The sequence below is a fragment of the Lysobacter panacisoli genome, assembly GCF_009765165.1.
Taxonomy (GTDB): Bacteria; Pseudomonadota; Gammaproteobacteria; order Xanthomonadales; family Xanthomonadaceae; genus Lysobacter_J; species Lysobacter_J panacisoli.
In genome coordinates, this window is the sequence record NZ_VLNU01000002.1 from 78,391 (window position 1) to 101,970 (window position 23,580).

Genomic DNA, 23,580 nt, shown 5'->3' on the forward strand with positions numbered 1-23,580 from the left:
CGCCGGACGCGAGGGCCGGGTGGCCCTCGCGCGGTGCGCGGTCAGCCGCGCATGCGGCTGTGCTTGAAGCCGTACAGGAAGTAGATCAGGAAGCCCGCGGCGGTCCAGACGACCATCAGGAACCAGTTGTGCGCGGTCATCGTGGACAGCAGCGCCAGGCAGCTGAGGATGCCTGCGGTGCAGATGAGCCATGCGAACGGGATGCGGAACGGACGCGGCAGGTCGGGCTGGGTCCGGCGCAGGATCAGCACGCCACCGCACACGGCGGCGAACGCGATCAGCGTGCCCATCGAGGTCAGCTCGCCCAGCACGTCCAGCGGGAACAGCGCCGCCAGCACGGCGATGCCGATGCCGGTGATCACCGTGTTGATGTGCGGCGTGCGGTATTCGGGATGGATCCGGGTGAACACCGGCGGCAGCAGGCCGTCGCGCGCCATGATCATGAAGATGCGCGGCTGGCCGATGATCATCACCAGCACCACCGACGACAGGCCGATCAGCGCGCCGATCTCCACCACGATGCGCAGCCAGCCCAGTTCCGGATGCGCCGCCACCGCGGTCACGACCGGCTCGTCCGTGCCCAGCTGTGCGTACGGCACCAGGCCGGTCATCACCGCGGCCATCGCGATGTACAGGACCGTGCAGATCGCGAGCGAGAGCAGCATGCCGATCGGCAGGTCGCGCTGCGGCTTGTGCGATTCCTGCGCCGCCACCGACACCGCCTCGAAGCCGATGTAGGCGAAGAACACCAGCGCCGCGCCGCGCAGCACGCCTTCGAAGCCGTACTTGCCCGGGCCTTCGTTGGCGGGGATGAAGGGATGCCAGTTGGCCGGGTCGATGTACTTCCAGCCGGCGAAGATCACCAGCACGATCAGGCCGGTCTTGAGCACTACCATCGCCATGTTCATCGCCGACGACTTGCGGATGCCGACGTAGCACAGCCAGGTCAGCAGCAGCACGATGCCCGCGGCGGGCAGGTTGGCGATCGCGCCGGTCGGGCGCAGTTGCCCGTCGAGTGGCGCACTGACCAGCGCCTTGGGCAGATAGATGTGGAAGTGTTCTAGCAGGCTCAGGAAGTAGCCGGTCCAGCTCACCGCGACCGCCGAGGCGGATACGCCGTATTCCAGTACCAGCATCCAGCCGATGAACCACGCCGCCAGTTCGCCCAGCGTCGCGTAGGTGTAGGTGTAGGCGCTGCCGGAGACCGGCACCATCGCCGCGAACTCGGCGTAGGCCAGCGCACAGAAGGTGCAGCAGATCGCGGCGAGGATGAAGGACAGCATGATCGCCGGACCGGCGTGGTCGGCCGCGGCCTGTCCGGTGATGACGAAGATGCCGCCGCCGATGACTGCGCCGATGCCCAGCGCGGTCAGGCCCCACGGCCCGAGCGTGCGGTGCAGGCTCAGGCCTTCCGCTTCGGCGTGGCTCGCGTGCGGGTGTTTGGTTGCCCAGAGTTGTCGGAGCATGAGGCTGTATGTCCTGGTGGATGCCGCGCCGGCGTGTGCCGTGCGGAGAATTGCGTCCCTCAACGAGCGAGGCCGACGGCGGTACCGTCGGCCTCGTCGAACTGCACGATGGCGATTACGGACCCGGGTCCGGACCTTCGTGGAAAGTCGGGTGCTTCTCGAGCGTCGGGCCGCTGGCCGGAGCGTTGCCCGGGGCCATGTGGCTCTTGCGGTAACCGTAGAGGAAGTAGACCACCAAGCCGATCGCCGCCCAGCCGAAGAACATGCTCAGCGTGTACGTCGACAGGTTGAGGAACAGCAGCAGGCAGCCGGCGATCGCCAGCGGGCACACCACCCACACCATCGGCGTGCGGAAGCCACGCGGACGGTTCGGCTGCTGCACACGCAGCACCATCACCGCGCAGGACACCGCGATGAACGCGAACAGCGTGCCCGAGTTGGAGATGTCGGCCAGCACGCCCACCGGGAACAGCGCGGCGAAGGTCGCCACGAACAGGCCGGTGATGACGGTGATGACGTGCGGCGTGTGGAACTTCGGATGCACCTTCGACAGGATCTCCGGCAGCAGGCCGTCGCGCGACATGGTGAAGAAGATGCGGGTCTGGCCGTAGATCATCATCAGGATGACCGACGGCAGCGCCAGCGCCGCGGCCAGGCCGATCAGGTTGCCCATGCCCTGGAAGCCGAGCAGGCGCAGCACGTGGGCCAGCGGTTCCTTGCTGCACACCAGGGCTTCGCTGCCCTTGCACGCGGCGGCCAGTTCCGGGCTGCCCGGATGCAGGGCCACGCCGTTGGCGTCGAACATCGGCTGCGAACCGACCGAACCGACCGCGCCGTAGCCGACCAGCAGGTAGAACACGGTGCACACCAGCAGCGAACCGATCAGGCCGATCGGGATGTTGCGGTTGGGGTTCTTGGTTTCCTCGGCCGCGGTGGAGACCGCGTCGAAGCCGACGTAGGCGAAGAAGATCGACGCCGCCGCGCCGAGCACGCCGATGCCGCCCAGCGGGCTGCCCCAGCCAGTCGGAAAGAACGGCTGGAAGTTCGGATCCTTCGCCGCCGGCACCGCGATGGCGATGAAGGCGGTCAGCGCGATCACCTTGATCGCGACGAGGACGGCGTTGACCTTGGCCGACTTGGACGTGCCGATCACCAGCAGGCCGGTGACGACCAGCGCGATGAGGAAGGCCAGCAGGTTGAAGCCGCCGCCGTCCATCGGACCGGTCTTGAGGAATTCGGGTAGCGAGACACCGGCACTGTTGAGCAGACCGTTCATGTAGCCCGACCAGCCCACCGATACCGCGCCCGCGGCGATCGCGTACTCGAGCACCAGCGCCCAGCCGACGATCCAGGCCAGGCCTTCGCCGAGCACGCCGTAGGTATAGGTGTAGGCCGAACCCGCGACGGGGACCATCGAGGCCAGTTCGGAGTAGGCCAGTGCCGCCAGGGCGCAGACGACTGCGGCGATCACGAAGGCGAGCATCATGGCCGGACCGGCCTTCTGTCCGGCTTCGGCGGTGAGCACGAAGATGCCGGTACCGATGATCGCGCCGATGCCGAGCATCGTCAGTTGGAACGCGCCGAGCTGCCGCTTCAGCGATTTCTTTTCAGCTGTTTCAAGAATCTTGTCGAGCGGCTTGACGCGCCAGAAAAGCATTGCCTTCTCCCCGGTGGCTTTGTTACTGATTAGGGCTACATTGGCCCGCCACGATGCGGCGCGTGGCTGGCGGAACATACCCTGCTGCGCCGCGACGGCACAAGTAACGCCGGGAGTGGGACAATCGCCGGCCCTCCGCGTCGACCCCGCCCATGCCCCGTTCATCCGCTCCCGAGATCGCGCTGCTGCGCGAAACGCTGTCCCTGTACGGACGTTCCTGGCCGGACGAACACGCGAGCGTGACCCTGTTCACCGGATTGCTCGACGAAGCCGATGCGCCGATGCCGGGCGCCGATCCGTTCTCGCGCGAGCGACTGGGCGGCCACTTCACCGCATCGAGCTGGCTCGTCGACCGTTCCGGCACGCGTGTGCTGCTGACCCATCACCGCAAACTCGAACGCTGGCTGCAGCTCGGCGGCCACGCCGACGGCGATCGCGACCTGGCGCGCGTGGCGCTGCGCGAAGCGGAGGAGGAGTCGGGACTGAGCGGATTGACGGTCGAGCCGGAGATGTTCGATCTCGACCGACACTGGATTCCCGAGCGCGGCGACGTGCCGGGTCACTGGCATTACGACGTGCGTTACGTGGTGCACGCCGGCGACGACGAAGGCTATGTCGTCAGTGAGGAATCGCACGATCTGGCGTGGCGCTCGATCGACGAAATCCTTGCGGATGCGTCGAGCGACGAGTCGATGTTGCGGATGGCGAAGAAGTGGATGGAGCGTGCAGGGAAAGGCTGACCCCTCTACCGCCCCTGCGGGGCACCTTCTCCCGCAAGGGGAGAAGGGAAAAAGAGCGTCGAAGTTCGCATGTTCCACCTCTCCCCTCGCGGGAGAGGTCGACGCGCAGCGCGCGTCAGGAGAGGGGGCTCAATACAACACGCGCGTCCGCAGCGTCCCCGGGATCCGCGCCAGTTCCTCGCGCACCTGGTCGGCCTGCTCGGTCGTCGCGGTCACGTCGATGACCACGTAGCCCACCTTCGGATGCGTGCGCAGGAACTGGCCGTCGATGTTGACGCCCAGTCGCGAGAACACGTCGTTCACCTGCGACAGCACGCCCGGCACGTTGCGGTGGATGTGCAGCAGGCGAAGGCTGCCGGTGTGTTCCGGCAGTGTGACTTCGGGGAAGTTGACCGCCGACAGCGTCGACCCGTTGTCGCTGTAGCGGATCAGCTTGGCTGCCACTTCCAGGCCGATGTTGTCCTGCGCTTCCAGCGTGCTGCCGCCGATGTGCGGGGTGAGGATCACGTTGTCCAGGCCGACCAGCGGCGAGACGAACGGATCGGCGTTGCCCTGCGGCTCGACCGGGAACACGTCCACCGCCGCGCCGCCGACCTTGCCGGATGTCAGCGCTTCGGCCAGTGCATCGATATCGACGACCGTGCCGCGTGAGGCGTTGATGAGGTGCGCGCCGTGCTTCATCTTCGCGATCTGCGCCGCGCCGAACATGCCCTGCGTCGCCGGCGTCTCCGGCACGTGCAGGGTGACGATGTCGCTACGCTCCAGCAGGTCGTCCAGGCCCATCGCCATGCGCGCGTTGCCCAGCGAGAGCTTGGTCTCGATGTCGTGGAAGATCACGTGCATGCCCAGCGCTTCGGCGATCACGCCGACCTGCGTGCCGATATGCCCGTAGCCGACGATGCCGAGCGTCTTGCCGCGTACTTCGTGGCTGCCGGCGGCCGACTTCGACCAGCCACCGCGATGGCATTGCGCGTTCTTCTGCGGGATGCCGCGCATCAGCATGATCGCCTCGGCCAGCACCAGCTCGGCGACGCTGCGGGTGTTGGAGTAGGGCGCATTGAACACCGGGATGCCGGCCAGCTCGGCCGTGTCCAGGTCGATCTGGTTGGTGCCGATGCAGAACGCGCCGATCGCCATCAGCCTGCGTCCGTGCGCCAGGACCTCGGCATCCAGCTGCGTGCGCGAACGGATACCGACGATGTGGGCGTTGGCGATCTCCTGGTGCAGCAGCTCCGGCGGCGGCGACTTGTCGTAGACCTGGATGTTCGAATAACCGGCGTTGCGGAAGCTCTCCACTGCGGTCGGCGCGACGCCTTCCAGCAGCAGGACGCGGATGTCGGACTTCGGAAAGGAGGTCGGCAGGCTCACGACGGTCGGGGTCGAGGGTGGGCCTTCGACTATGCCCGAAATGCACCGCGTTTGCTGCAATGCACCAGCGTCGAGGATAGGATTCCCGAACGCCTGCCCGGACGGTCCGACAGGCGATGCGACCGGGTCGCCACCACTGCTGGGTTCCGATGACCGATTCCCGCCTGCAACGCTTGAAGGACGCCGCTCCCCAGCTGCGTCTGAGCACTGATGCCGCCGACCTGGAGCACTACGGCCGCGACTGGACGCGGCGCTGGACGCCGGCGCCGCTGGCGATAGCGCTGCCGGCTTCGCTGGAGGAAGTACAGGCGATCGTGCGCTGGGCCAACCAGGAGGCCGTGGCAGTGGTGCCCTCGGGCGGTCGCACCGGCTTGTCGGGCGGGGCGGTCGCCGCGAACGGCGAGCTGGTGCTGAGCCTGGAACGCATGAACCGCGTGCTCGACTTCGACTCGGTCGACCGCACCCTGACGGTGCAGGCCGGCATCCCATTGGAAGCCGTGCACAACGCCGCGCGCGAACACGGCCTGGTGTATCCGGTGGATTTCGCCGCACGCGGCTCGTGTTCCATCGGCGGCAACATCGCGACCAACGCCGGCGGCATCCGCGTGATCCGCTACGGCAACACGCGCGAGTGGATCGCGGGCCTGACCGTGGTGACGGGCGAGGGCGAGGTGCTGCGACTCAACCGCGGCCTGATCAAGAATTCCAGCGGCTACGACCTGCGCCAGTTGATGATCGGCTCGGAAGGCACGCTCGGCATCGTCGTGGAAGCGACCCTGCGCCTGACCGATCCACCGCCGCCGACCAACGTGATGCTGCTGGCGCTGCCGTCGTTCGAATCGTTGATGCAGGTGTTCGCGGCGTTCCGCGAGCGGCTGACGCTGGAGGCGTTCGAGTTCTTCACCGACCGCGCGCTGCACCATGTGCTGGCGCACGGCGCGCAGAAACCTTTCGACGAGGTGCATCCGTTCTACGTCGTCACCGAGTTCGCGGTCGGCTTTGATGCGCGCGAGGCCGCGGCGATGGCGGCGTTCGAGTTCTGCATGGAGCAGGGCCTGGTCAGCGACGGCGTGATCAGCCAGAGCGACGCGCAGGCCGCGCAGCTGTGGCGCTTGCGCGAAGGCATCACCGAAAGCCTGGCGAAATACCGGCCGTACAAGAACGATGTGTCGGTGCGGATTTCGGCGATGCCGGCGTTCCTCGCCGAAACGCAGGCGCTGCTGGGGCGCGAGTACCCGCACTTCGACGTGGTCTGGTTCGGCCACATCGGCGACGGCAACCTGCACATCAACGTGCTCAAGCCCGACGACACCGGTGACGCCGAATTCGTCAGCCAGTGCGAGCAGGTCACCAAGCTGCTGTCGCAGGCGCTGGAGGGTCATGGCGGCAGCATCTCCGCCGAACACGGCATCGGCCTGGTCAAGAAGGCCTACCTGCTCGGCACGCGCAGCGCCGAGGAAGTGGCGCTGATGCGCGGCATCAAGCGCGTGCTCGATCCGAACGGCCTGATGAATCCGGGCAAGCTGTTCGACACCTGACACGCCGACGCCCCACGTCCGCCAGGTTGCTTCACCGCGGGATGAACACCGCGGCCTTTTCGCCGCCGCGCATACGTCCTTTGACGCTTCGAGCGGTTAGTCTTCGCGGACCGGCCGCCCCCGCGGTCATTCCGTTCATGGACTTGCGATGAAGCGTTCCGCCCTGTTGCTTTCCCTCGCGCTCACGGCCGCCGCCCCGGTGGCGCTGGCCTCCAGTTTCGCCGGCACGTCGGCGGGTACCTCCGCCGGCGGCAGCTCGGCCTCGAGCAACGCCAGCTCCGATTCCAGCTCCGGCAACGACGACAAGGTGGTGCTGGCCGCGCGCGACGACGCCGCGACCTTCGTCGCCAGCGACGGCGCGATCCGCGGTGCGCAGCTCGAAGCCGCACTGCGCCACCTGCGCGAGCATGCGCCGCAGGCGCGCGACGCCAGCGACCTGGAACTGGCGAAGGCGATCCTCGCCCTGTGATCCACGGCCGCGGCCTCGTCCGCGGCGTCGTGCTCGTCGTCGGACTCGCATTCGCCGCCGGTTCGGCGCAGGCCGCGTTGCGCCTGCGTCTCGCCGAGGACGGCCTGACTCGTGCGCAGGTCGATGCCAGCCAGCGGCTGCTCGAGGAAGCGCAGGCGCATTTGCCCGATGCGATGCGAACCGGCATCGACCGGGAGATCGTCGTGCGCTGGACGGATGTGCTGGACGATTCCATCCACGGACGCGCGACGCGAGACGAATTGCTGATCAACCGCGCGCTGCTGCCGCCGTTGACGCAGGCGGGCGCACCACCGCGCGAAGCGCTCGCGACCGTCCTGCACGAACTCGCGCATTTCCATGACCGTGCCGTTCGCGGCGCGCTGTCACGCGATCCGCGCCTGCTCGATCTCGCCGGCTGGCAGGTGCGCGCCACGCGTTTCACCACGCGCGTCGCGGGACGCCAGCGCGAGAACCGTTTCGTCGACCGCAGTCCCGATCCGTACGAGCTGACCGATGCGGAGGAGTTCGTCGCGGTCAACGTCGAACACTTCCTGCTCGACGCCGACTACGCGTGCCGTCGTCCCGCCGTGTATCGCTACCTGCGCGATCGTCTCGGCGAGCCGCGCACGCCAGCGGCGTCGTGCGACGCGCAGTGGCCGTACGTCGATGCAGGCGAGAGCGAGGGCGGTGCGGTGGGCATGCTCGATCCCGCACGCGTGTACGCCATCGACTACCTGCTCGCCGAAGGCAACAGCCAGCCGATGAGCCGCTGGGGCCACAGCATGCTGCGCATCGTGGTGTGTGCGCCGGGGCGTCCGCGCGGACCGGATTGCCGACTCGATCTGTCGCACCACCGCGTGCTCTCGTTCCGCGCCTTCGTCGACGACGTGCAGGTATCGAGCTGGCGCGGACTCAGCGGGCGCTATCCGTCGCGGCTGTTCGTGTTGCCGATGGAACAGGTGATCGACGAGTACACGCGCGTCGAGCTGCGCGGCCTGAGATCGGTGCCGCTGCGACTGGATCGCGGAGAGATCGCGGCCGTGCTCGAACGCGCCGCGCAGGTGCACTGGAGCTACGACGGCCGCTACTACTTCCTCGGCAACAACTGCGCGGCGGAAACCTGGAAACTGCTCCACGACAGCCTGCCGCGACTGGCGGGGCAGGGCATTGGCAGCATCACGCCGACGGGCCTGTTGCAGCGACTGGAATCGGCCGGCGTCGCCGATGCGTCGGTGCTGGAAGACGACGATGAAGCGCTGCGCCTGGGCTATCGCTTCGCTTCGCAGCGGGCGTACTTCCAGCAGGTGTATGACGTCGCGCGTACGCAGCTGGAGCTGCCGCAGCGCGATGTCGAGGACTGGCTCGCGATGGGACCCGCGCAGCGTCGAGCGTGGTTCGAAGGCGCCGACCTGCGCGCGAGCGCGGCGCTGCTCGTGCTGGAGCAGGCCGCGCAGCGACGGCAGATGCGCGACGTGCGCGATGCGCTGAAACGGCGTTACCTAGAGCAGGAGGCACAATCCGGCGTGGGCGACGATCCGGTGCGCGAGCTGCTGCGTGAAAGCGCCTACCTTGGCCGCCCCGCATCGCTGATCGAAGGCGGCTACGGCGTTCCGCAGACGGATGAACGCATGGCGCTGGTCGCGCGCGGCGACGAATTGCACGCGAAGCTGCAACGCACGCGCATCGCGGTCGAGCAGGGCGCGCGCGGATGGATGAGCGCACAGCAGCGCGACACCATCGATGCCATCGCGTCGAACCGTGACGCGCTGGGAGAACGGCTGCGCGCCCTGCACGCGCAGGAAGGCGGCGTGCGCCTGGATTCCCGGTAGCGTCGGTAAATCCGCCGCGCTCGGGGAGGCCGGCGGCGCGCATGTCGCTCCGAGCGCCTCGCGAGCCGCATGAAGCGCCTGCGTTGGCGAAAAAAGCGTCATGGGTCGACACAAAAAGCGTCGGCGATGGCGAAGAAGGCGCCATGCTCGACGCTTTTCGCGGCGTGCACGGCGCTTTGGGCGTCGGCGGTGGCGCTTGTTTCGTCAGGTTGCGGCACGAATGGCGTCGAGCGTGGCGCTTATTTCGCCGCCCGCGCCGCTTGAAGGTGGGACGGAGCCGGATCCAGCGTCGGCGGAAACGCAAAAAGCCGCTCGGGAGCGGCTTTTTGCGGTGTCGACGACGCGGGAAGTGCTGCGCGTGACGCTTTTTTCGTCGCGTCAGTCCGCGCGGCCGGCGAATTCGCCCGTCGTGGTGTTGACCAGCACGCGCTCGCCGTTGCCGATGTACTCCGGCACCATGATCTCGATGCCGGTGGACAGCTTGGCCGGCTTCGGGCGCTTGGTGGCGGTGCCACCCTTGAGTTCCGGCGGCGTCTCGACCACTTCGATCGCCACGCTCTGCGGCAGCTGCAGCGCGACCGGTGCGTCGTCGATGATCTGCACGTAGCAGCCGGTGAGGTCGGCGACGATGTAGCCGGCCAGGTCGCCGACGACGTCGGCGTCGAGCGTGTACGGCGTGTAGTCCTCGTCGTCGAGGAACACGAACGCATCGCCGTCCTTGTACGAGAACGTGGCCTGGCGACGGCTGAGCTCGACTTCCTTCAGCTCGTCCTCCGCGCCCATGCTCACGTCGAGCTTGGTGCCGCCGGGCACGGAGTACATGGTGAAGCGGAACTTGACGTTGCCGCCGCGGCCCTGCGGCGAGCTGCGCTCGATGTCGCGGATCTGGTAGACCGCGTTGTTGTACTCGACAACGTTACCTTTCTTTACGTCGTAGGCTTTCATGGTTGTGTTCGGGATTCGTGATTCGGGATTGAGGATTCGCAAGAGCGGCGGCGCGGTTAACGGGACGATGCGGGCTCCTTCGAATCCCCGAATCTCGAATCCCGAAGCCCAGCGTCACATCACTTCGGCGCCAGACGCGTCGCGCCGTCGAGGCGGATGGTTTCGCCGTTGAGGTAGGTGTTGCCGAGGATGTACGCGACCAGGTCGGCGAATTCCTTCGGCTGGCCCAGGCGCGACGGGAACGGGATCGACGCGGCCAGCGACTGCTGCACCGAGTCCGGCATGCCGTCGACCATCGGGGTCCAGAACACGCCCGGCGCGATGGTCATCACGCGGATCCCGAAGCGCGACAGTTCGCGCGCCATCGGCAGGGTCATGGCGACCACGCCGCCCTTCGACGCGGAGTACGCGGCCTGGCCGATCTGTCCTTCGTAGGCGGCCACGGAGGCGGTGTTGACGATCACGCCGCGCTCGCCGTCGGTGCCGGCCTCGTTGTGCTGCATCAGGGCGGCGGCGGCCTTGGCGACGTTGAAGCTGCCGACGAGGTTGACCATCACCGTGCCCTGGAACTGCGCCAGCGGCATCGCGCCTTCCTTGCCGAGCATGCGGCCCGCGCCGAGGATGCCCGCGCAGTTGATCGCCACGTTGAGTCCGCCGAGGAACTCGCGCGCGGCCGCGACGTTGTCGACGACGCCGGCTTCGCTGGTGACGTCGGTCTTGAAGTAGCGGGCGTTGGCTTCGCCGAGTTCGGCGACGGCGGCGGCGCCCTTGTCGTCGTTGACGTCGAACAGGGCGACCTTGCCGCCGTGGGCGACGAGATGCTGGGCGACGGCGAGGCCGAGGCCGGAGACGCCGCCGGTGACGATGGCGCGGACGGATTGGAGTTGCATGGGCTGGTCCCGGGACGCGGAAAGACGCGATTTTACCGGACGCCGGGCCCTGGCCGTTCGTCGCGGCCGATCCGGGCCGTATTCAGGCCTGCATCAACATCGTGCGGTAGGTGTCGCGGATCTGTTCCGGCGTCAGGCCGGGGGCGAACAGGAAGCCCTGGCCGACGTGGATCCCCAGTTGCAGCAGGAAGGCGCGGTGGCGCTCGGTTTCCACGCCCTCGGCGACCAGCTCCAGGCCCAGGCTCTTGGCGATGCCGGTCACGGCCTGGCATACGGCCACGTCGGAGTGGTTCTCCGGAACGCCCTGCACGAACAGCTGGCTCAGCTTGAGGCCGTGGATCGGCAGGCGGCGCAGGTAGTTGAGCGCGCTGTAGCCCTCGCCGAAATCGTCGATGGTGAGCATCACCCCCATCTCGCGCAGCGCGGCGAACGTGCGCAGCGTCGCCGGCGCATCCTCGATCAGCACGCGTTCGGTGAATTCCAGTTCGAGCGCGGCGCCGGGCAGGCCGTACTCGGCGAGCACCGCGGCGACGCTGCTTGCGAGGTCCTCGCCGAGGAACTGGCGATACGACACGTTGACCGCCACGCGCGGCACCTTGAGGCCGCCTTCCTGCCATTCGCGCATCTGCCGGCAGGCTTCGTGCAACACCCAGTCGCCGATGCCGACGATGTCGCCGGTGGTTTCGGCGTGGTCGATGAACTTGTCCGGACGGATCTCGCCGAGCGAGTGGTTGCGCCAGCGGATCAGCGCTTCGACCGCGATCACGCCGCCGTCGCGCATGTCGACCTGCGGCTGGTAGACGAGGTGGAACTCGTCGTTGTTGACCGCGCGGCGCAGGTGCGTTTCGAGCTGCAGGCGATGCAGTTGCTGCTCGGCCAGTTCCGGCGTGAAGGTCTGCCAGCCGTTGCGACCGCGCCGCTTGCTGTCGTACATCGCCACGTCCGCGCTCTGGATCAGCTGCTGCGAGCGCACGCCGTCGAGCGGCGCCTGGGCGATGCCGATGCTGGCGGTGATCGAGAACTCCTCGCCGTCGAGGCGGAAGCTGTCGCCGAAGATTTCCAGGATCGCATCGGCCAGCCGCTCCGGGCGCGCCGGATCGCTGCCGGTGTCGCAGATGATCAGGAATTCGTCGCCGCCGAAGCGCGCGATCAGGCCTTCGCTGCCGATCGCGCGCTGGATGCGTCGCGCGGCCGAGGCGAGCAGGCGATCGCCCGCGGCGTGGCCGAGCACGTCGTTGACCACCTTGAAGCGGTCGAGGTCGACGTAGAGCACCGCCAGCGCCGAGCGCAGCGGATCGTCGAGGCGGCTTTCCAGTTCGGCCAGCACCGCGTCGCGGTTGAGCAGGCCGGTGAGCGGATCGCTGCGCGCCTGCACGCGCAGGGTTTCCTCATCGTGCTTGCGTTCGGTGATGTCCTGCAGCGTGCCGGTCAGACGCGAGTTGAGCGGATCGCCCGCTTCGGCTTCGCCGATCACGCGCACCCAGAACGAACGGCCATCGGCACGGTGGCCCTGGACTTCGAGATCGAGGTTGCGGCCGAAGGAAATCGCCTGGCCCAGCGCCGCGCGCAGGCGGTCGCGGTCGATGCCGCGCAGGCAGCCGAGCATGCCTTCGATGGTGTCGGGTGCGGGTCGGTGGCCGAGGATGCGCTGCGCTTCCTCGGTGAGGTAGAGCCGGTCGGGCGCGACGTCCCATTCCCAGCCGCCGATGTGCGCCATCGCCTGCGCGCGGTCGAACAGCGTGCTGTCGCGCTTGAGCGTGGTGACGTCGGAAAACAGCGCCAGCACCTGGTGCGGCTTGTCGCCACCGGCCGGGAACTGCGGCACTGCGGTCACCGACAGCCACATCAGTTGCTGGCGCGTGCGGTGGTACAGGCCGATCACGGTGCTCTCGATGATGCGCGCTTCCTGCAGCGCCTGGCGCGAGGGATAGCGCTCGGGCGGTAGCTGGTGGCCACGCTCGTCCACCACCATCCAGTGATCGGGTTGCAGCGCGTCGTTGATCGACTCGTCCTGGCCGATGCCGAAGATCTTCATCGCCGCGACGTTGGCGTAGACGATCTGCAGGGCCTCGTCCTGGACGATGATGCCGCGGTCGACCGCTTCCATCAGTTCGCGGTAGCGCAGCTCGGCGGTGTGGCGGCTGCTGAGGTCGCGCGCGACCGCGACCATCGCCTTGTTGCCGTCGTACTGCAGTCCGGCGGTATGCACCTCGACCGGGAAGCGCGTGCCGTCGCCGCGCATGTTGGTCACTTCGACGACATACGTGCCGCCGCGGTTGAGCGTTTCCCACACCGGGACCATGTGGTCTTTCGGTAGATCGGGATTCAACGTCTCGATCGGCTGGCCGACGATTTCCTCGCGCGCCCGCTTGTACGCGGTCATGCCGGCCTTGTTGAGGTCGAGCACCGTGCCGTCCCACGCGATGATGCTGACCGGATCGGGTACCGCGTCGAACAGCGTGCGATAGCGCAGGCGTTCGGCTTCGCAGTCGTGCAGTGTCGCGACGAGCGCGTCGTGCGATTGCTGCAGCAGTTGTCGGGTGTCGGGCGACAGATCGCCGCGTTCGAGCGCGTCTCGCAGCGCCGCCAGCGTGGCCGTCGCGTCGCCTCCATCCGGAGGCGTCGGCGGCGTCGGCGCTGGCGGCTTGCGTTTCATCACGCCGCCAACGCTTTCCCGACCTTGCTGCCGGTCTCGCGCCCCAGCAGCGTGGCGAGCCAGCGTCCGGTCTGCGCGAGTTGTGCCAGGTCGATCCCCGTCTCGACGCCCAGGCCGTGCAGCATGTACACGACGTCCTCGGTGGCGACGTTGCCGCTGGCGCCCTTCGCGTAAGGGCAGCCGCCGGTGCCGGAGACCGACGAATCGACCACCGCGACGCCTTCCTCCAGGCACGCCAGCACGTTCGCCAGCGCCTGGCCGTAGGTGTCGTGGAAATGCACGGCGAGCGCGCCGATCGGCACTTCCTGCGCGACCGCGAGCAGCATCGCCCGCGCCTTGCCGGGCGTGCCGACGCCGATGGTGTCGCCGAGCGAGACCTCGTTGCAGCCCATCTCGTGCAGGGCACGCGCGACGCGGACCACGTCGGACAGTGGCACCTCGCCCTGGTAGGGGCAGCCGAGCACGGTGGAGACGTAGCCGCGTACCGCGACGCCGTCGGCGCGCGCGCGTTCCATCACCGGCGCGAAGCGCTGCAGCGATTCGTCGATGCCGGCGTTGATGTTCTTGCGGTTGAACGCCTCGGATGCGGCGGTGAACACCGCGATCTCGTCCACGCCGACCGCGCGGGCGCGCTCGTAACCCTGTTCGTTGGGCACCAGCACCGGATAGCGCACGCCGGGCTGCTTGTGGATGCCGGTGTAGACCTCGGCCGCGTCGGCGAGCTGCGGCACCCACTTCGGACTGACGAAACTGGTCGTCTCGATGCTGCGCAGGCCGGTCGCCGAAAGCCGATCGATCAGCGCGATCTTGTCGGCGGTCGAGATCGTCGCCTTCTCGTTCTGCAGGCCGTCGCGCGGACCGACCTCGACGATGCGCACCGAGGTCTTCATGACGCCAGCGCCACCAGCACCGCGTCGGCTTCGACGAAGTCGCCGCTGGCCGCGCGCACTTCCGCGACCGTGCCGGCGCGCGGGGCCTTCAGGCTCAACTCCATCTTCATCGCTTCGATCACCATCAACTCCTGTCCGGCTTCCACCACATCGCCCGCGGCGGCCTTCACCAGCACCACGCGACCCGGCATCGGCGCCAGCACGCGGTCGCCGGCGCTGCCGGCACTGCTTTGCTCGTGACGATACCTCGGGACCCCCAGCAGGCGCAGCCGGCGCTCACCGTCGTGGACCACGATCCGCTGGCGACCTTCGTCCAGCCTATCCACTGCCAACGTAAAACGGCGTCCATGTCCGTCGATGCGCAGGCTCAGGACGTCGCCGTCGCGGCGCGCGCCTTCGATCGTATGGCTTTGGCCGTCGCGTTCGATCCGGTATTCGCCGCCACTGCCCTGCGCCCGCAGGACGTGGCGCCGTTCGCCCTGGAGGAAGGCGAGGTCGCGATGGCCGCCGTGGCCCAGCCGCCAGCCGTCGGCGATCGCCCACGGCGAGGTCGGGTCGGGCGAGGCTGACGCCGCGTCGCGGGTGTCGCCTTCCTGCACCAGCAACTGCGCGGCCGCCGCTGCGAGCAGCAGGTCGGCCTCGTCGACGTCGCCGGGCATGAACTCGTCGAGGTGGCGATCGAGGTAGCCGGTGTCGATGCGACCCTCGACCACCGCGGGATGACGCGCGAGTCGTTCGAGGAACTCGACGTTCGACTTCGGTCCGACGATGTCGCACTGCGCGAGCGCCGCGCGCAGGCGGGCGAGGGCGCGCGGACGGTCCGCGTCGTGGACGATGAGCTTGGCGATCATCGGGTCGTAGAAGATCGTGACCGTATCGCCCTCGATCACGCCGGAATCGATGCGCACACCTGCGTCGGATGAAGGCAGGCGCAGGCGTTCGAGGCGACCGGAGCCGGGCAGGAAGCCGGCTTCCGGATCTTCCGCGTACAGGCGCACTTCGATCGCATGGCCACGCTGCGGGATCGCGTCCTGCGCCAGCGGCAACGCTTCGCCCGCGGCGACACGCAGCTGCCATTCGACAAGATCGAGTCCGGTCACCAGTTCGGTGACGGGATGCTCCACCTGCAGGCGTGTGTTGATTTCCATGAAGTAGAAGCCGCCGTCCTGGCCGACGATGAACTCCACCGTGCCAGCGTTGACGTAGTCGATCGCGCGCGCGGCAAGTACCGCGGCGTCGCCCATCGCCTGGCGCAGCTGTGGCGTCAGGAACGGCGAGGGCGATTCCTCCAGCACCTTCTGGTAGCGGCGCTGCGCGGAGCATTCGCGTTCGTTGAGGTGGATCGCGTGGCCGTGGCTGTCGCCGAACACCTGGATCTCGATATGGCGCGGCTTCTCGACGTAGCGTTCCAGCAGCACGCGGTCGCGGCCGAAGGCGTTGCGCGCTTCGCGCTGGCAGCTTTCCAGGTTCGCGGCGAACTCGCCGCTGTCGCGCACGATGCGCATGCCCTTGCCGCCGCCGCCGTGCGCGGCCTTGATCATCAGCGGATAGCCGATGGCATCGGCCTCGCGCTGCAGGTGGTCGGGCGACTGGTCCTCGCCGGTGTAGCCGGGAACGACCGGCACGCCGGCCGCGTGCATCAGCTCCTTGGCGCCGGCCTTGCTGCCCATCTTGCGCATCGACGCGGCCTTCGGGCCGATGAACACCAGCCCCGCGGCCTCGACCGCATCGGCGAAGTCGGCGTTCTCGCTGAGGAAGCCGTAACCCGGGTGGATCGCCTGCGCGCCGCTGCGACGCGCGACATCCAGGATGGCGTCGCCGCGCAGGTAGCTGTCGGCCGGGCGGGGCCCGCCGATCGGCCACGCCTCATCGGCCTGGCGCACGTGCTGCGCGTCGGCGTCGGCTTCGGAATACACCGCGACGGTGCGGATGCCGAGGCGACGACAGGTGCGGATAACGCGGCAGGCGATCTCGCCGCGATTGGCGATCAGGATCTTGGAGAACATGTTGTTCAGCCCTCCCCTTCAAGGGGAGGGTTGGGTGGGGATGGGGTGGCCTTCTGCAGCGCGGCGGTAATCACGTCGATCACTCCTTCGGCATTGCCGAGTACATCGTTGTTCCAGAATCGCAGGACGACAAAGCCGGCCTCTTCCAGGTACTTCGTTCGCTCCCGATCGTATCGGAGTGTGTCGGCGTGATGGCCGCCATCCAGCTCGATAACGACCTTCCGCTCCAGGCATGCGAAATCCAGGATGAAGCGTCCGAATGGATGCTGTCGCCTGAACTTGCAGCCTGAGACCTGCCTGCCGCGCAGGTATTGCCACAGTCGATGCTCGGCTTCGGTTGGCGAGTTGCGCAGGCGACGCACACGCGCCGAGTGCCGTTGTTCCTGACCTTGCATCGTAGCGTCCTGCCAAACCATCCCCACCCAACCCTCCCCTTGAAGGGGAGGGCTTAAAAGCATCACTTGCACCAGCGCGGCTTTCGCTTTTCGAGGAAAGCGCCCAGTCCTTCCTGGCCTTCCTCCGACACGCGCAGGCGGGCGATCAGCGCGGCGTTGTCGGCGTCGAGGCGGTCGCGGTCGTGTTCGTGGGCGACGCGACGTACCAGCGCCTTGGCCTGCGCGGAGGCAATCGGGCCGGCCTTGAGCAGCAGGTCGGTCTGGCGCTGGACCGCGGCGTCCAGTTCCGCGGCTGGTACGACCTCGTGCAGCAGGCCGATGCGTTGCGCGGTCGGGGCGTCGAAGATCTCCGCCGTGGCGAACCAGCGCCGCGCCTCGCGCGGCCCGATGGCCTCGATCACGTAGGGCGAGATCACCGCCGGGAGCAGGCCGAGCTTGCTCTCGGTCAGCCCGAACTTCGCATCGACCGAAGCGACGGCGATGTCGCAGCAGGCGACCAGGCCGACGCCGCCGCCGAAGGCCGCGCCCTGCACGCGGGCGATGGTCGGCTTGGGTAGTTCGTCGAGCGTGCGCATCAGGCGGGCGAGGGCGAGCGAATCGGTGCGGTTGTCGGCCTCGCTGGCGGCCGCCATGCCGCGCATCCAGTTCAGGTCGGCGCCGGCGGAGAACGACGGCCCTTCGCCTTCCAGGATCACGACCCGGACGCTGTCGTCGTCGGCCACGGCTTCCAGAGCGCCGGTCAGCGCCGCGATCAACATCGCGTCGAAGGCGTTGTGCAGGTCCGGACGGTTCAGGCGCAGGCGGGCGACGGGTCCCTCGCGCAGGTTCAACAGCGGGTTGGTCATCGGCCATGCGGTTGTTGGACTCTGGCGGATGATAGCCGGTGGCCTCAGTGGACCGCGCGACGGCGGGTGGAGTGCTACAATTTGAGAACGATTCCCATTTGGAGCCGGAGTCCCGGAGGCATGCCTTCGGACCGGCTGTAGGTGAACCTTGAAGCTGTCCGAACTGCCATACCGCACCGCTGCCATCGTCGAACGTGTCGAGGACGACATGCCCAACGACGCCATCGCGCGCCGACTGCGCGAACTCGGCTTCGTGCAGGGCGAGCGCGTCGAAGTCATGGCGGCTGGCCCGGTCGCGGCGGAACCGCTGCTGGTGCAGGTCGGCTTCACCCGCTTTGCATTGCGTCGCAGCGAGGCCGCGCGGGTGCGCGTGGCGATGAATGCCGCGACGCTGGCGGAGGCGGTCGCATGAGCGCCGAGAACGCCGTGCGCATCGCCCTGATCGGCAATCCGAACTGCGGCAAGACCGCGCTGTTCAACCAGCTGACCGGCAGTCGGCAGAAGGTCGCCAACTACGCCGGCGTGACCGTCGAGCGCAAGGAAGGCCGCTTCCTCGCGCCGTCGGGCCGCAGCTACGCCGTGCTCGACCTGCCCGGTGCGTACAGCCTGCACGCGGCCAGCCTCGACGAAGCCGTCGCACGCGACGTGTGCCGCGGCTTCTATCCGGGCGAGCCCGCGCCGGACGTGCTGGTGTGCGTGGTCGATGCGACAAACCTGCGCCTGCATCTTCGCTTCGCGCTGGAAGTGCGCGAACTCGGCCGGCCGATGGTGCTGGCGGTCAACATGATGGATGCGGCCAAGCGCCGCGGCATCGACGTCGATCTCGCCGTGCTCGAGCGCGAACTCGGCGTGCCGGTGGTGCCGACGATCGCCGTGCGCAACGGTGGTGCACGCGAGCTGGTGTCGATGCTCGACACGGTCTCCGGGAAGCTGCACGAGCCGCAGACGCACCTGCCGGAGGAGTTCGCGCACGACGCCGATGCATTGCATGCCGAAACCCGTCGTCTGCTGTCGCTGGCGGTGACGATGCCGCGCCGCACCGCCGAGCTGGACGACGCACTCGACCGCTGGCTGCTGCATCCGGTGCTCGGCCTGTTGTCGCTGGCGGTGGTGATGTTCCTGATCTTCCAGGCGGTCTACGCCTGGGCGACGCCGTTGATGGACCTGATCGAAGCCGGCACCGGTGCGCTGGGCGAGTTCGCCAGTGCGATGCTGCCGGATGGACCGCTGCGCAGCTTGCTGGTCGATGGCGTGATCGCCGGCCTTGGCAGCGTGGTGGTGTTCCTCCCGCAGATCCTGATCCTGTTCGCCTTCATCCTCGCGCTGGAAGAATCGGGCTACCTGCCGCGCGCCGCATTCCTGCTTGATCGCCTCATGTCGCAGGCGGGCCTGTCCGGTCGTTCGTTCATCCCCTTGCTGTCGAGTTTCGCGTGCGCGGTGCCGGGCATCATGGCGACGCGCTCGATCCAGGATCCGCGCGACCGCCTCGCCACGATCCTCGTCGCGCCGCTGATGACGTGTTCGGCCCGGCTGCCGGTGTACGCGCTGCTGATCGGCGCGTTCATCCCGCAACGACAGGTCGCCGGCGGGCTGCTCAACCTGCAGGGGCTGGTTCTGTTCGGCCTGTACGCCGCCGGCATCCTCAGCGCGTTGGGCGTGGCGTGGGTGATGAAGAAGTGGCGTCGCGACAAGAGCGAGCATCCGCTGCTGCTTGAGCTCCCGTCCTACCGCATCCCGCATCCGCGCGACCTGCTCATCGGCCTGTGGGAACGCGCGTGGATCTTCCTGCGCCGCGTCGGCGGCATCATCCTCGCGTTGACGATCCTGCTGTGGTTCCTGCTGTCGTTCCCCGGCGCGCCCGAAGGCGCCACCGGACCGGCCATCGACTACAGCTTCGCCGGCCGCATCGGCCACACGCTGACGGCGGTGTTCGCGCCGATCGGCTTCAACTGGCAGATCTGCATCGCTCTGATCCCCGGTCTGGCCGCGCGCGAAGTGGCGGTGTCCTCGCTGGCGACGGTGTACGCGCTGTCGGCCGCGAACGACGATGCCGCCGCGCAGGCGCTGTCGCCGATCATCAGTGACACCTGGTCGCTGGCGACCGCGCTGTCGCTGCTGGTGTGGTTCATCTATGCGCCGCAGTGCATCTCGACGCTGGCGACGATCAAGCGCGAGACCAACTCGTGGAAGCAGGTGGCGATCGCCACCGGCTATCTGTTCGGTCTGGCGTATCTCGCCTCGCTCGTGACCTACCAGGTCGCGGTCGCGCTGGGCGCGGGGTGAGCATGGACGTCGGCCTGCTCGCGCAGTACCTGATCATAGCGGCGGCGGTGCTGGTGAGCGCGTGGTTCGTGGCCCGGCGTCAGTTCCCGAATGCCGTGCGGCGCGCGCGCATCGCGCTGGCGATTCCGCTGGTGCGCGAGGGCAGGGCGTCGTGGCTGCAGCGCATCGGTCGCTGGGTCGCACCGCCAGCCGCGTTGAACGACGGCTCCTGCGGCGGCTGCAACAGTTGTGAGCCCACGCAACCGCGCCAGCACTGAGCCGGCGCGGTACATGGACGCAACCGCTCAGTGGCGGCTGCGTCCGCGACCGGCGCGATAGCCGGTCACTTCAACGGCTTCCACCTCGAGGGTGAAAGACCGCTCCTCGCCCGCGAAGAGCGCGCCCACGCCCATGACCTGGCGTTCGATCTCGACGCCCTCGTCGTTGCGGATCGTGAGCACCACCGAATACTCCAGCGCGTTGTCGCCCGGCGGCGGCTTGATGGTGCCCTCCACACGCAGGGGCACCGACCGCTTCTTCGCGGACTCCACGGCGTCCGGATCGAACCGCAGGTGATGGCGGCACGACGGACAGACGTTGGCGCTTTCGAGGATCTTCGTCTTGCAGTGCGGACAGGTCCGCGTCGCGCCTGGCGTGCCGGGGCGCGTGCTGCTCATGACGCGGTGGCCGCCTCCGCCTTGGCTTCGGACTTCTCGGCCTTGCTGCTACCGGGCTTGGTGTCCTTGTCGTCGAAGCCGAACTCGACCTGGCCGCGCATGCGCGAACCAGCGGCGATGGTCACCACACCGGCCTTGACGTCGCCGACCACGATGCCGCCTTCCAGCAGTTCGACGCGCGAAGCGGATTCGATGTTGCCTTCGAGCTCGCCGGCGATGACGACCTTGCGCGCGCGCACGCTGCCGTTGACCTTGGCGCCGACCTCGACGCTGAGGTCGCCTTCCACGTGCACGTCGCCCTTGAAGCGACCCGCGATGCGGATATGGCCCGCGCCCTGGATCTTGCCTTCGATCGACAGGTCGGCGGCGATCAGCGACTCCTTGCCCTCACGCTCGACCGGACGCGGCGCGGGGGCGGGCGTCGGACGCGGTGCGGGCGCGGCGGCGCCGAAGTTGATCTCGTTGCGGACATCGGGTTCCTTCGGCAGCGCGGATTCCGGCTGACCCGTCGGAGCGTTCTTGGGGGCGGGGGACTGGGGGGAATTGAAAATCGCCATGACGCTTCCTCGGTTGGGGCATAACGTGGGATGCAACCCACCCGAGGCTACGCAGCCCGATCGTCCACCGGTGTGACACCGTGCACCTAACCGCCAGTACGCGTGAGGGCGTTTATGTTCCGATCACATGACTGAATCGGCGTGCGGACGTCACATGCGGAACACGCCGAAGCGCGTGCGGTCCTCGATCGGCGCGTTGAAGCTGGCGGACAGGGCCAGACCGAGCACGCGGCGGGTGTCGGCCGGATCGATGATGCCGTCGTCCCACAGGCGCGCGCTGGCGTAGTACGGATTGCCCTGCGACTCGTACTGTTCGCGGATCGGTGCCTTGAAGGTTTCCTCTTCCTCGGCGGACCAAGACTTGCCGGCTGCCTCGATACCATCGCGCTTGACCGTGGCCAGCACGCTGGCCGCCTGTTCGCCGCCCATGACCGAGATGCGCGCGTTCGGCCACATCCACAGGAAGCGCGCGCCGTACGCGCGGCCGCACATCGCGTAGTTGCCCGCACCGAAACTGCCGCCGATGACGACAGTGAACTTGGGCACGTGCGAGCACGCCACCGCGGTCACCATCTTCGCGCCGTCCTTGGCGATGCCGGCGTTCTCGTACTTGCGGCCGACCATGAAGCCGGTGATGTTCTGCAGGAACACGAGCGGGATGCCGCGCTGGTTGCACAGTTCGATGAAGTGCGCGCCCTTGAGCGCGCTCTCGGCGAACAGGATGCCGTTGTTGGCGACGATGCCGACCGGATAGCCGTGCAGGTGCGCGAAGCCGGTGACCAGCGTCTTGCCGTAGCGCGCCTTGAATTCCTGGAAGTCGCTGCCGTCGACGACGCGTGCGATGACTTCGCGGATGTCGAACGGACGTCGCGTGTCCTTCGGCACGATGCCGTAGAGCTCGTTGCCCGAGTACAAGGGCTCGCGCGCCGGCTGCACGGCCACCGGCAGGGACTTGCTGCGGTTGAACGTCGCGACGATGTCGCGTGCGATCTGCAGCGCGTGGCGATCGTCCTCGGCGAAATGGTCGGCGACGCCGGAGACGCTGGTGTGCACATCGGCACCGCCGAGCGCTTCGGCATCGACGACTTCGCCGGTCGCGGCCTTCACCAGCGGCGGGCCGCCGAGGAAGATCGTGCCCTGTTCCTTGACGATGATCGACTCGTCGCACATCGCCGGCACGTACGCACCGCCCGCGGTACACGAACCCATCACCACGGCGACCTGCGGGATGTTCTCCGCGCTCAGCCGCGCCTGGTTGTAGAAGATGCGGCCGAAGTGCTCCTTGTCGGGGAAGACCTCGTCCTGCAAGGGCAGGAACGCGCCGCCCGAATCGACGAGGTACACGCAGGGCAGGCGGTTCTCGCGCGCGATTTCCTGCGCGCGCAGATGCTTCTTCACCGTCATCGGGAAGTAGGTGCCGCCCTTGACCGTCGCGTCGTTGGCGACCACCACCACTTCCTGGCCCATCACGCGACCGATGCCGCAGACCATGCCGGCCGCGGGCGCGGCATCGTCGTACATGCCTTCGGCGGCGAGCGGCGCGATCTCGAGGAACGGCGAACCCGGGTCGAGCAGGGCAGTGATGCGATCGCGCGCGAGCAGCTTGCCGCGCTCGGTGTGCTTGGCGCGTGCCTTCTCGCCACCGCCCTGCGCGGCGCGGGCGAGGCGTGCGTCGAGTTCGTCGACCAGCGCGCGGTGGTAGGCGACGTTGTCCTGGAAATCCTGCGAGCGGGGATCGATGTGGGAAGTGAGTGCGGGCATCGATGCGGGGGAATGCGAAGGATGCGGCATCAGACCACAAAGGGCAGGGCACGGCCAACCGTGAGGGACGTGGCGTGCTTCGTGCGCCAGAGTGCGATGCGGCAAAAAAAGAAAGGCCCGCGTTGGCGGGCCTTTCGTCGTGCGTGTCGAAGCGCTGCGGTTACTTGCGTTCCGCGGCTTCCTGCTCGGCCTTCTCGGCAGCGGCGTCGGCCTTCTCGGCGACCTTGCTCGCAGCATCGGCGGTGGCCTGTGCGGCGTCGGCCGTCGCGGCGGCCGCACCTGCAGCGGCGTCCTGCGCGGCAGCGGCAGTGGCGTCGGCAGCGTTCGCGACTGCGGCGCCGGTCTTCTCGGCGGCGGTGTCGGTGGCGGCGGCCGCGGCCTCGGCAGTTTCCTTCGCGGCGGTCGCGGTGGCGTCGGCGGCCTGATTGGCAGCGGCGGCGGCTTCAGCGGCCTCGCCCTGCGCGTTGTCGTGTTTGGTGCAGGCCGACAGGGCCAGGACGGCGGCGGCCAGTGCAACGTAGAGCTTGGTGTTCATGAGGTCTCTCCGAAGGAAGTTGTCGTGACGTGTCAGCTGGAGCTGCAGCGCCGGTGTGGCTGCGGCGACATCATTCACCGGCGGGTGTGAAAAA

The 23,580-nt window shown here is 68.1% G+C and carries 22 protein-coding genes; 8 read left to right on the plus strand and 14 right to left on the minus strand.

Going from position 1 to position 23,580, the window contains the following annotated elements; translation table 11 throughout:
* Nucleotides 1–41 precede the first annotated feature (41 nt).
* A complete protein-coding gene (locus FOF45_RS17795; protein ID WP_158987797.1) occupies nt 42–1,466 on the minus strand; it encodes an amino acid permease in 1,425 nt (474 codons plus the stop codon).
* Between the two features lie 115 nt (nt 1,467–1,581).
* Nucleotides 1,582–3,123 carry an amino acid permease gene (locus FOF45_RS17800; RefSeq protein ID WP_158987799.1) on the minus strand — a complete coding sequence of 514 codons (1,542 nt, stop codon included), beginning with the start codon at nt 3,121–3,123 and terminating at the stop codon, nt 1,582–1,584.
* Between the two features lie 152 nt (nt 3,124–3,275).
* Here FOF45_RS17800 and FOF45_RS17805 point away from each other — a divergent pair, with 152 nt between their 5' ends.
* On the plus strand, nt 3,276–3,863 hold the full coding sequence (locus FOF45_RS17805; RefSeq protein ID WP_158987800.1) for an NUDIX hydrolase: 588 nt from the start codon (nt 3,276–3,278) through the stop codon (nt 3,861–3,863).
* A 129-nt stretch (nt 3,864–3,992) separates the two neighbouring features.
* On the opposite strand, the gene serA is transcribed toward FOF45_RS17805, so the two are convergent.
* Nucleotides 3,993–5,231 carry a phosphoglycerate dehydrogenase gene (serA, locus tag FOF45_RS17810; RefSeq protein WP_158987802.1) on the minus strand — a complete coding sequence of 413 codons (1,239 nt, stop codon included), beginning with the start codon at nt 5,229–5,231 and terminating at the stop codon, nt 3,993–3,995.
* Between the two features lie 149 nt (nt 5,232–5,380).
* Between serA and FOF45_RS17815 the strand changes: the two genes are divergently transcribed.
* From FOF45_RS17815 to FOF45_RS17830, 4 genes are all read left to right on the plus strand, one after another.
* Nucleotides 5,381–6,769, plus strand: coding sequence for an FAD-binding oxidoreductase (locus FOF45_RS17815; RefSeq protein WP_158987804.1), 1,389 nt, complete (start codon nt 5,381–5,383; stop codon nt 6,767–6,769).
* Between the two features lie 148 nt (nt 6,770–6,917).
* The gene (locus FOF45_RS17820) at nt 6,918–7,238 is read left to right on the plus strand and encodes a DUF2388 domain-containing protein (RefSeq protein WP_158987806.1); all 321 of its coding nucleotides are present in this window, start codon (nt 6,918–6,920) and stop codon (nt 7,236–7,238) included.
* On the plus strand, nt 7,235–9,067 hold the full coding sequence (locus FOF45_RS17825) for a DUF7844 domain-containing protein (RefSeq protein WP_233264257.1): 1,833 nt from the start codon (nt 7,235–7,237) through the stop codon (nt 9,065–9,067). The genes FOF45_RS17820 and FOF45_RS17825 overlap by 4 nt, the downstream gene beginning before the upstream one ends.
* Before the next feature lie 69 nt (nt 9,068–9,136).
* On the plus strand, nt 9,137–9,331 hold the full coding sequence (locus FOF45_RS17830) for a hypothetical protein (protein ID WP_158987808.1): 195 nt from the start codon (nt 9,137–9,139) through the stop codon (nt 9,329–9,331).
* Nucleotides 9,332–9,445: 114 nt separating this feature from the next.
* On the opposite strand, the gene yeiP is transcribed toward FOF45_RS17830, so the two are convergent.
* From yeiP to FOF45_RS17865, 7 genes are all read right to left on the minus strand, one after another.
* Nucleotides 9,446–10,012 (minus strand): elongation factor P-like protein YeiP, encoded by a 567-nt coding sequence (gene yeiP, locus FOF45_RS17835; RefSeq protein ID WP_158987810.1) that lies wholly within the window; start codon nt 10,010–10,012, stop codon nt 9,446–9,448.
* A gap of 119 nt (nt 10,013–10,131) precedes the next feature.
* Entirely contained in the window at nt 10,132–10,902 is a 771-nt protein-coding gene (locus FOF45_RS17840; protein ID WP_158987812.1) for an SDR family NAD(P)-dependent oxidoreductase, read from the minus strand.
* An 82-nt stretch (nt 10,903–10,984) separates the two neighbouring features.
* A complete protein-coding gene (locus FOF45_RS17845) occupies nt 10,985–13,558 on the minus strand; it encodes a sensor domain-containing protein (protein WP_158987814.1) in 2,574 nt (857 codons plus the stop codon).
* Nucleotides 13,558–14,448, minus strand: a complete 891-nt coding sequence (locus FOF45_RS17850; protein ID WP_158987816.1) for a hydroxymethylglutaryl-CoA lyase — start codon at nt 14,446–14,448, stop codon at nt 13,558–13,560. Before FOF45_RS17850 ends, FOF45_RS17845 begins: the two co-directional genes overlap by 1 nt.
* A complete protein-coding gene (locus FOF45_RS17855; RefSeq protein ID WP_158987818.1) occupies nt 14,445–16,454 on the minus strand; it encodes an acetyl-CoA carboxylase biotin carboxylase subunit in 2,010 nt (669 codons plus the stop codon). Before FOF45_RS17855 ends, FOF45_RS17850 begins: the two co-directional genes overlap by 4 nt.
* 5 nt (nt 16,455–16,459) lie before the next feature.
* Complete coding sequence (locus FOF45_RS17860) at nt 16,460–16,849, minus strand: endonuclease domain-containing protein (RefSeq protein WP_199244588.1); 390 nt, start codon at nt 16,847–16,849, stop codon at nt 16,460–16,462.
* A 62-nt stretch (nt 16,850–16,911) separates the two neighbouring features.
* On the minus strand, nt 16,912–17,694 hold the full coding sequence (locus tag FOF45_RS17865) for an enoyl-CoA hydratase/isomerase family protein (RefSeq protein WP_158987822.1): 783 nt from the start codon (nt 17,692–17,694) through the stop codon (nt 16,912–16,914).
* Between the two features lie 148 nt (nt 17,695–17,842).
* Here FOF45_RS17865 and FOF45_RS17870 point away from each other — a divergent pair, with 148 nt between their 5' ends.
* The 3 genes from FOF45_RS17870 to FOF45_RS17880 are packed head-to-tail and all read left to right on the plus strand — an operon-like array spanning nt 17,843 to nt 20,234.
* Nucleotides 17,843–18,106 carry a FeoA family protein gene (locus tag FOF45_RS17870; RefSeq protein ID WP_158987824.1) on the plus strand — a complete coding sequence of 88 codons (264 nt, stop codon included), beginning with the start codon at nt 17,843–17,845 and terminating at the stop codon, nt 18,104–18,106.
* On the plus strand, nt 18,103–19,977 hold the full coding sequence (feoB, locus tag FOF45_RS17875) for a ferrous iron transport protein B (RefSeq protein WP_158987826.1): 1,875 nt from the start codon (nt 18,103–18,105) through the stop codon (nt 19,975–19,977). The genes FOF45_RS17870 and feoB overlap by 4 nt, the downstream gene beginning before the upstream one ends.
* Nucleotides 19,978–19,979: 2 nt before the next feature.
* Nucleotides 19,980–20,234, plus strand: a complete 255-nt coding sequence (locus FOF45_RS17880; RefSeq protein WP_158987828.1) for a DUF6587 family protein — start codon at nt 19,980–19,982, stop codon at nt 20,232–20,234.
* A gap of 27 nt (nt 20,235–20,261) precedes the next feature.
* Here FOF45_RS17880 and FOF45_RS17885 read toward each other — a convergent pair whose 3' ends face one another.
* The 4 genes from FOF45_RS17885 to FOF45_RS17900 form a co-directional block, all read right to left on the minus strand.
* Nucleotides 20,262–20,633, minus strand: a complete 372-nt coding sequence (locus FOF45_RS17885; protein ID WP_158987830.1) for a hypothetical protein — start codon at nt 20,631–20,633, stop codon at nt 20,262–20,264.
* Nucleotides 20,630–21,190 (minus strand): bactofilin family protein, encoded by a 561-nt coding sequence (locus FOF45_RS17890; protein ID WP_158987832.1) that lies wholly within the window; start codon nt 21,188–21,190, stop codon nt 20,630–20,632. Before FOF45_RS17890 ends, FOF45_RS17885 begins: the two co-directional genes overlap by 4 nt.
* 150 nt (nt 21,191–21,340) lie before the next feature.
* A complete protein-coding gene (locus FOF45_RS17895; protein ID WP_158987834.1) occupies nt 21,341–22,951 on the minus strand; it encodes a carboxyl transferase domain-containing protein in 1,611 nt (536 codons plus the stop codon).
* Between the two features lie 160 nt (nt 22,952–23,111).
* Entirely contained in the window at nt 23,112–23,486 is a 375-nt protein-coding gene (locus FOF45_RS17900; RefSeq protein WP_158987836.1) for a hypothetical protein, read from the minus strand.
* Nucleotides 23,487–23,580 lie beyond the last annotated feature (94 nt).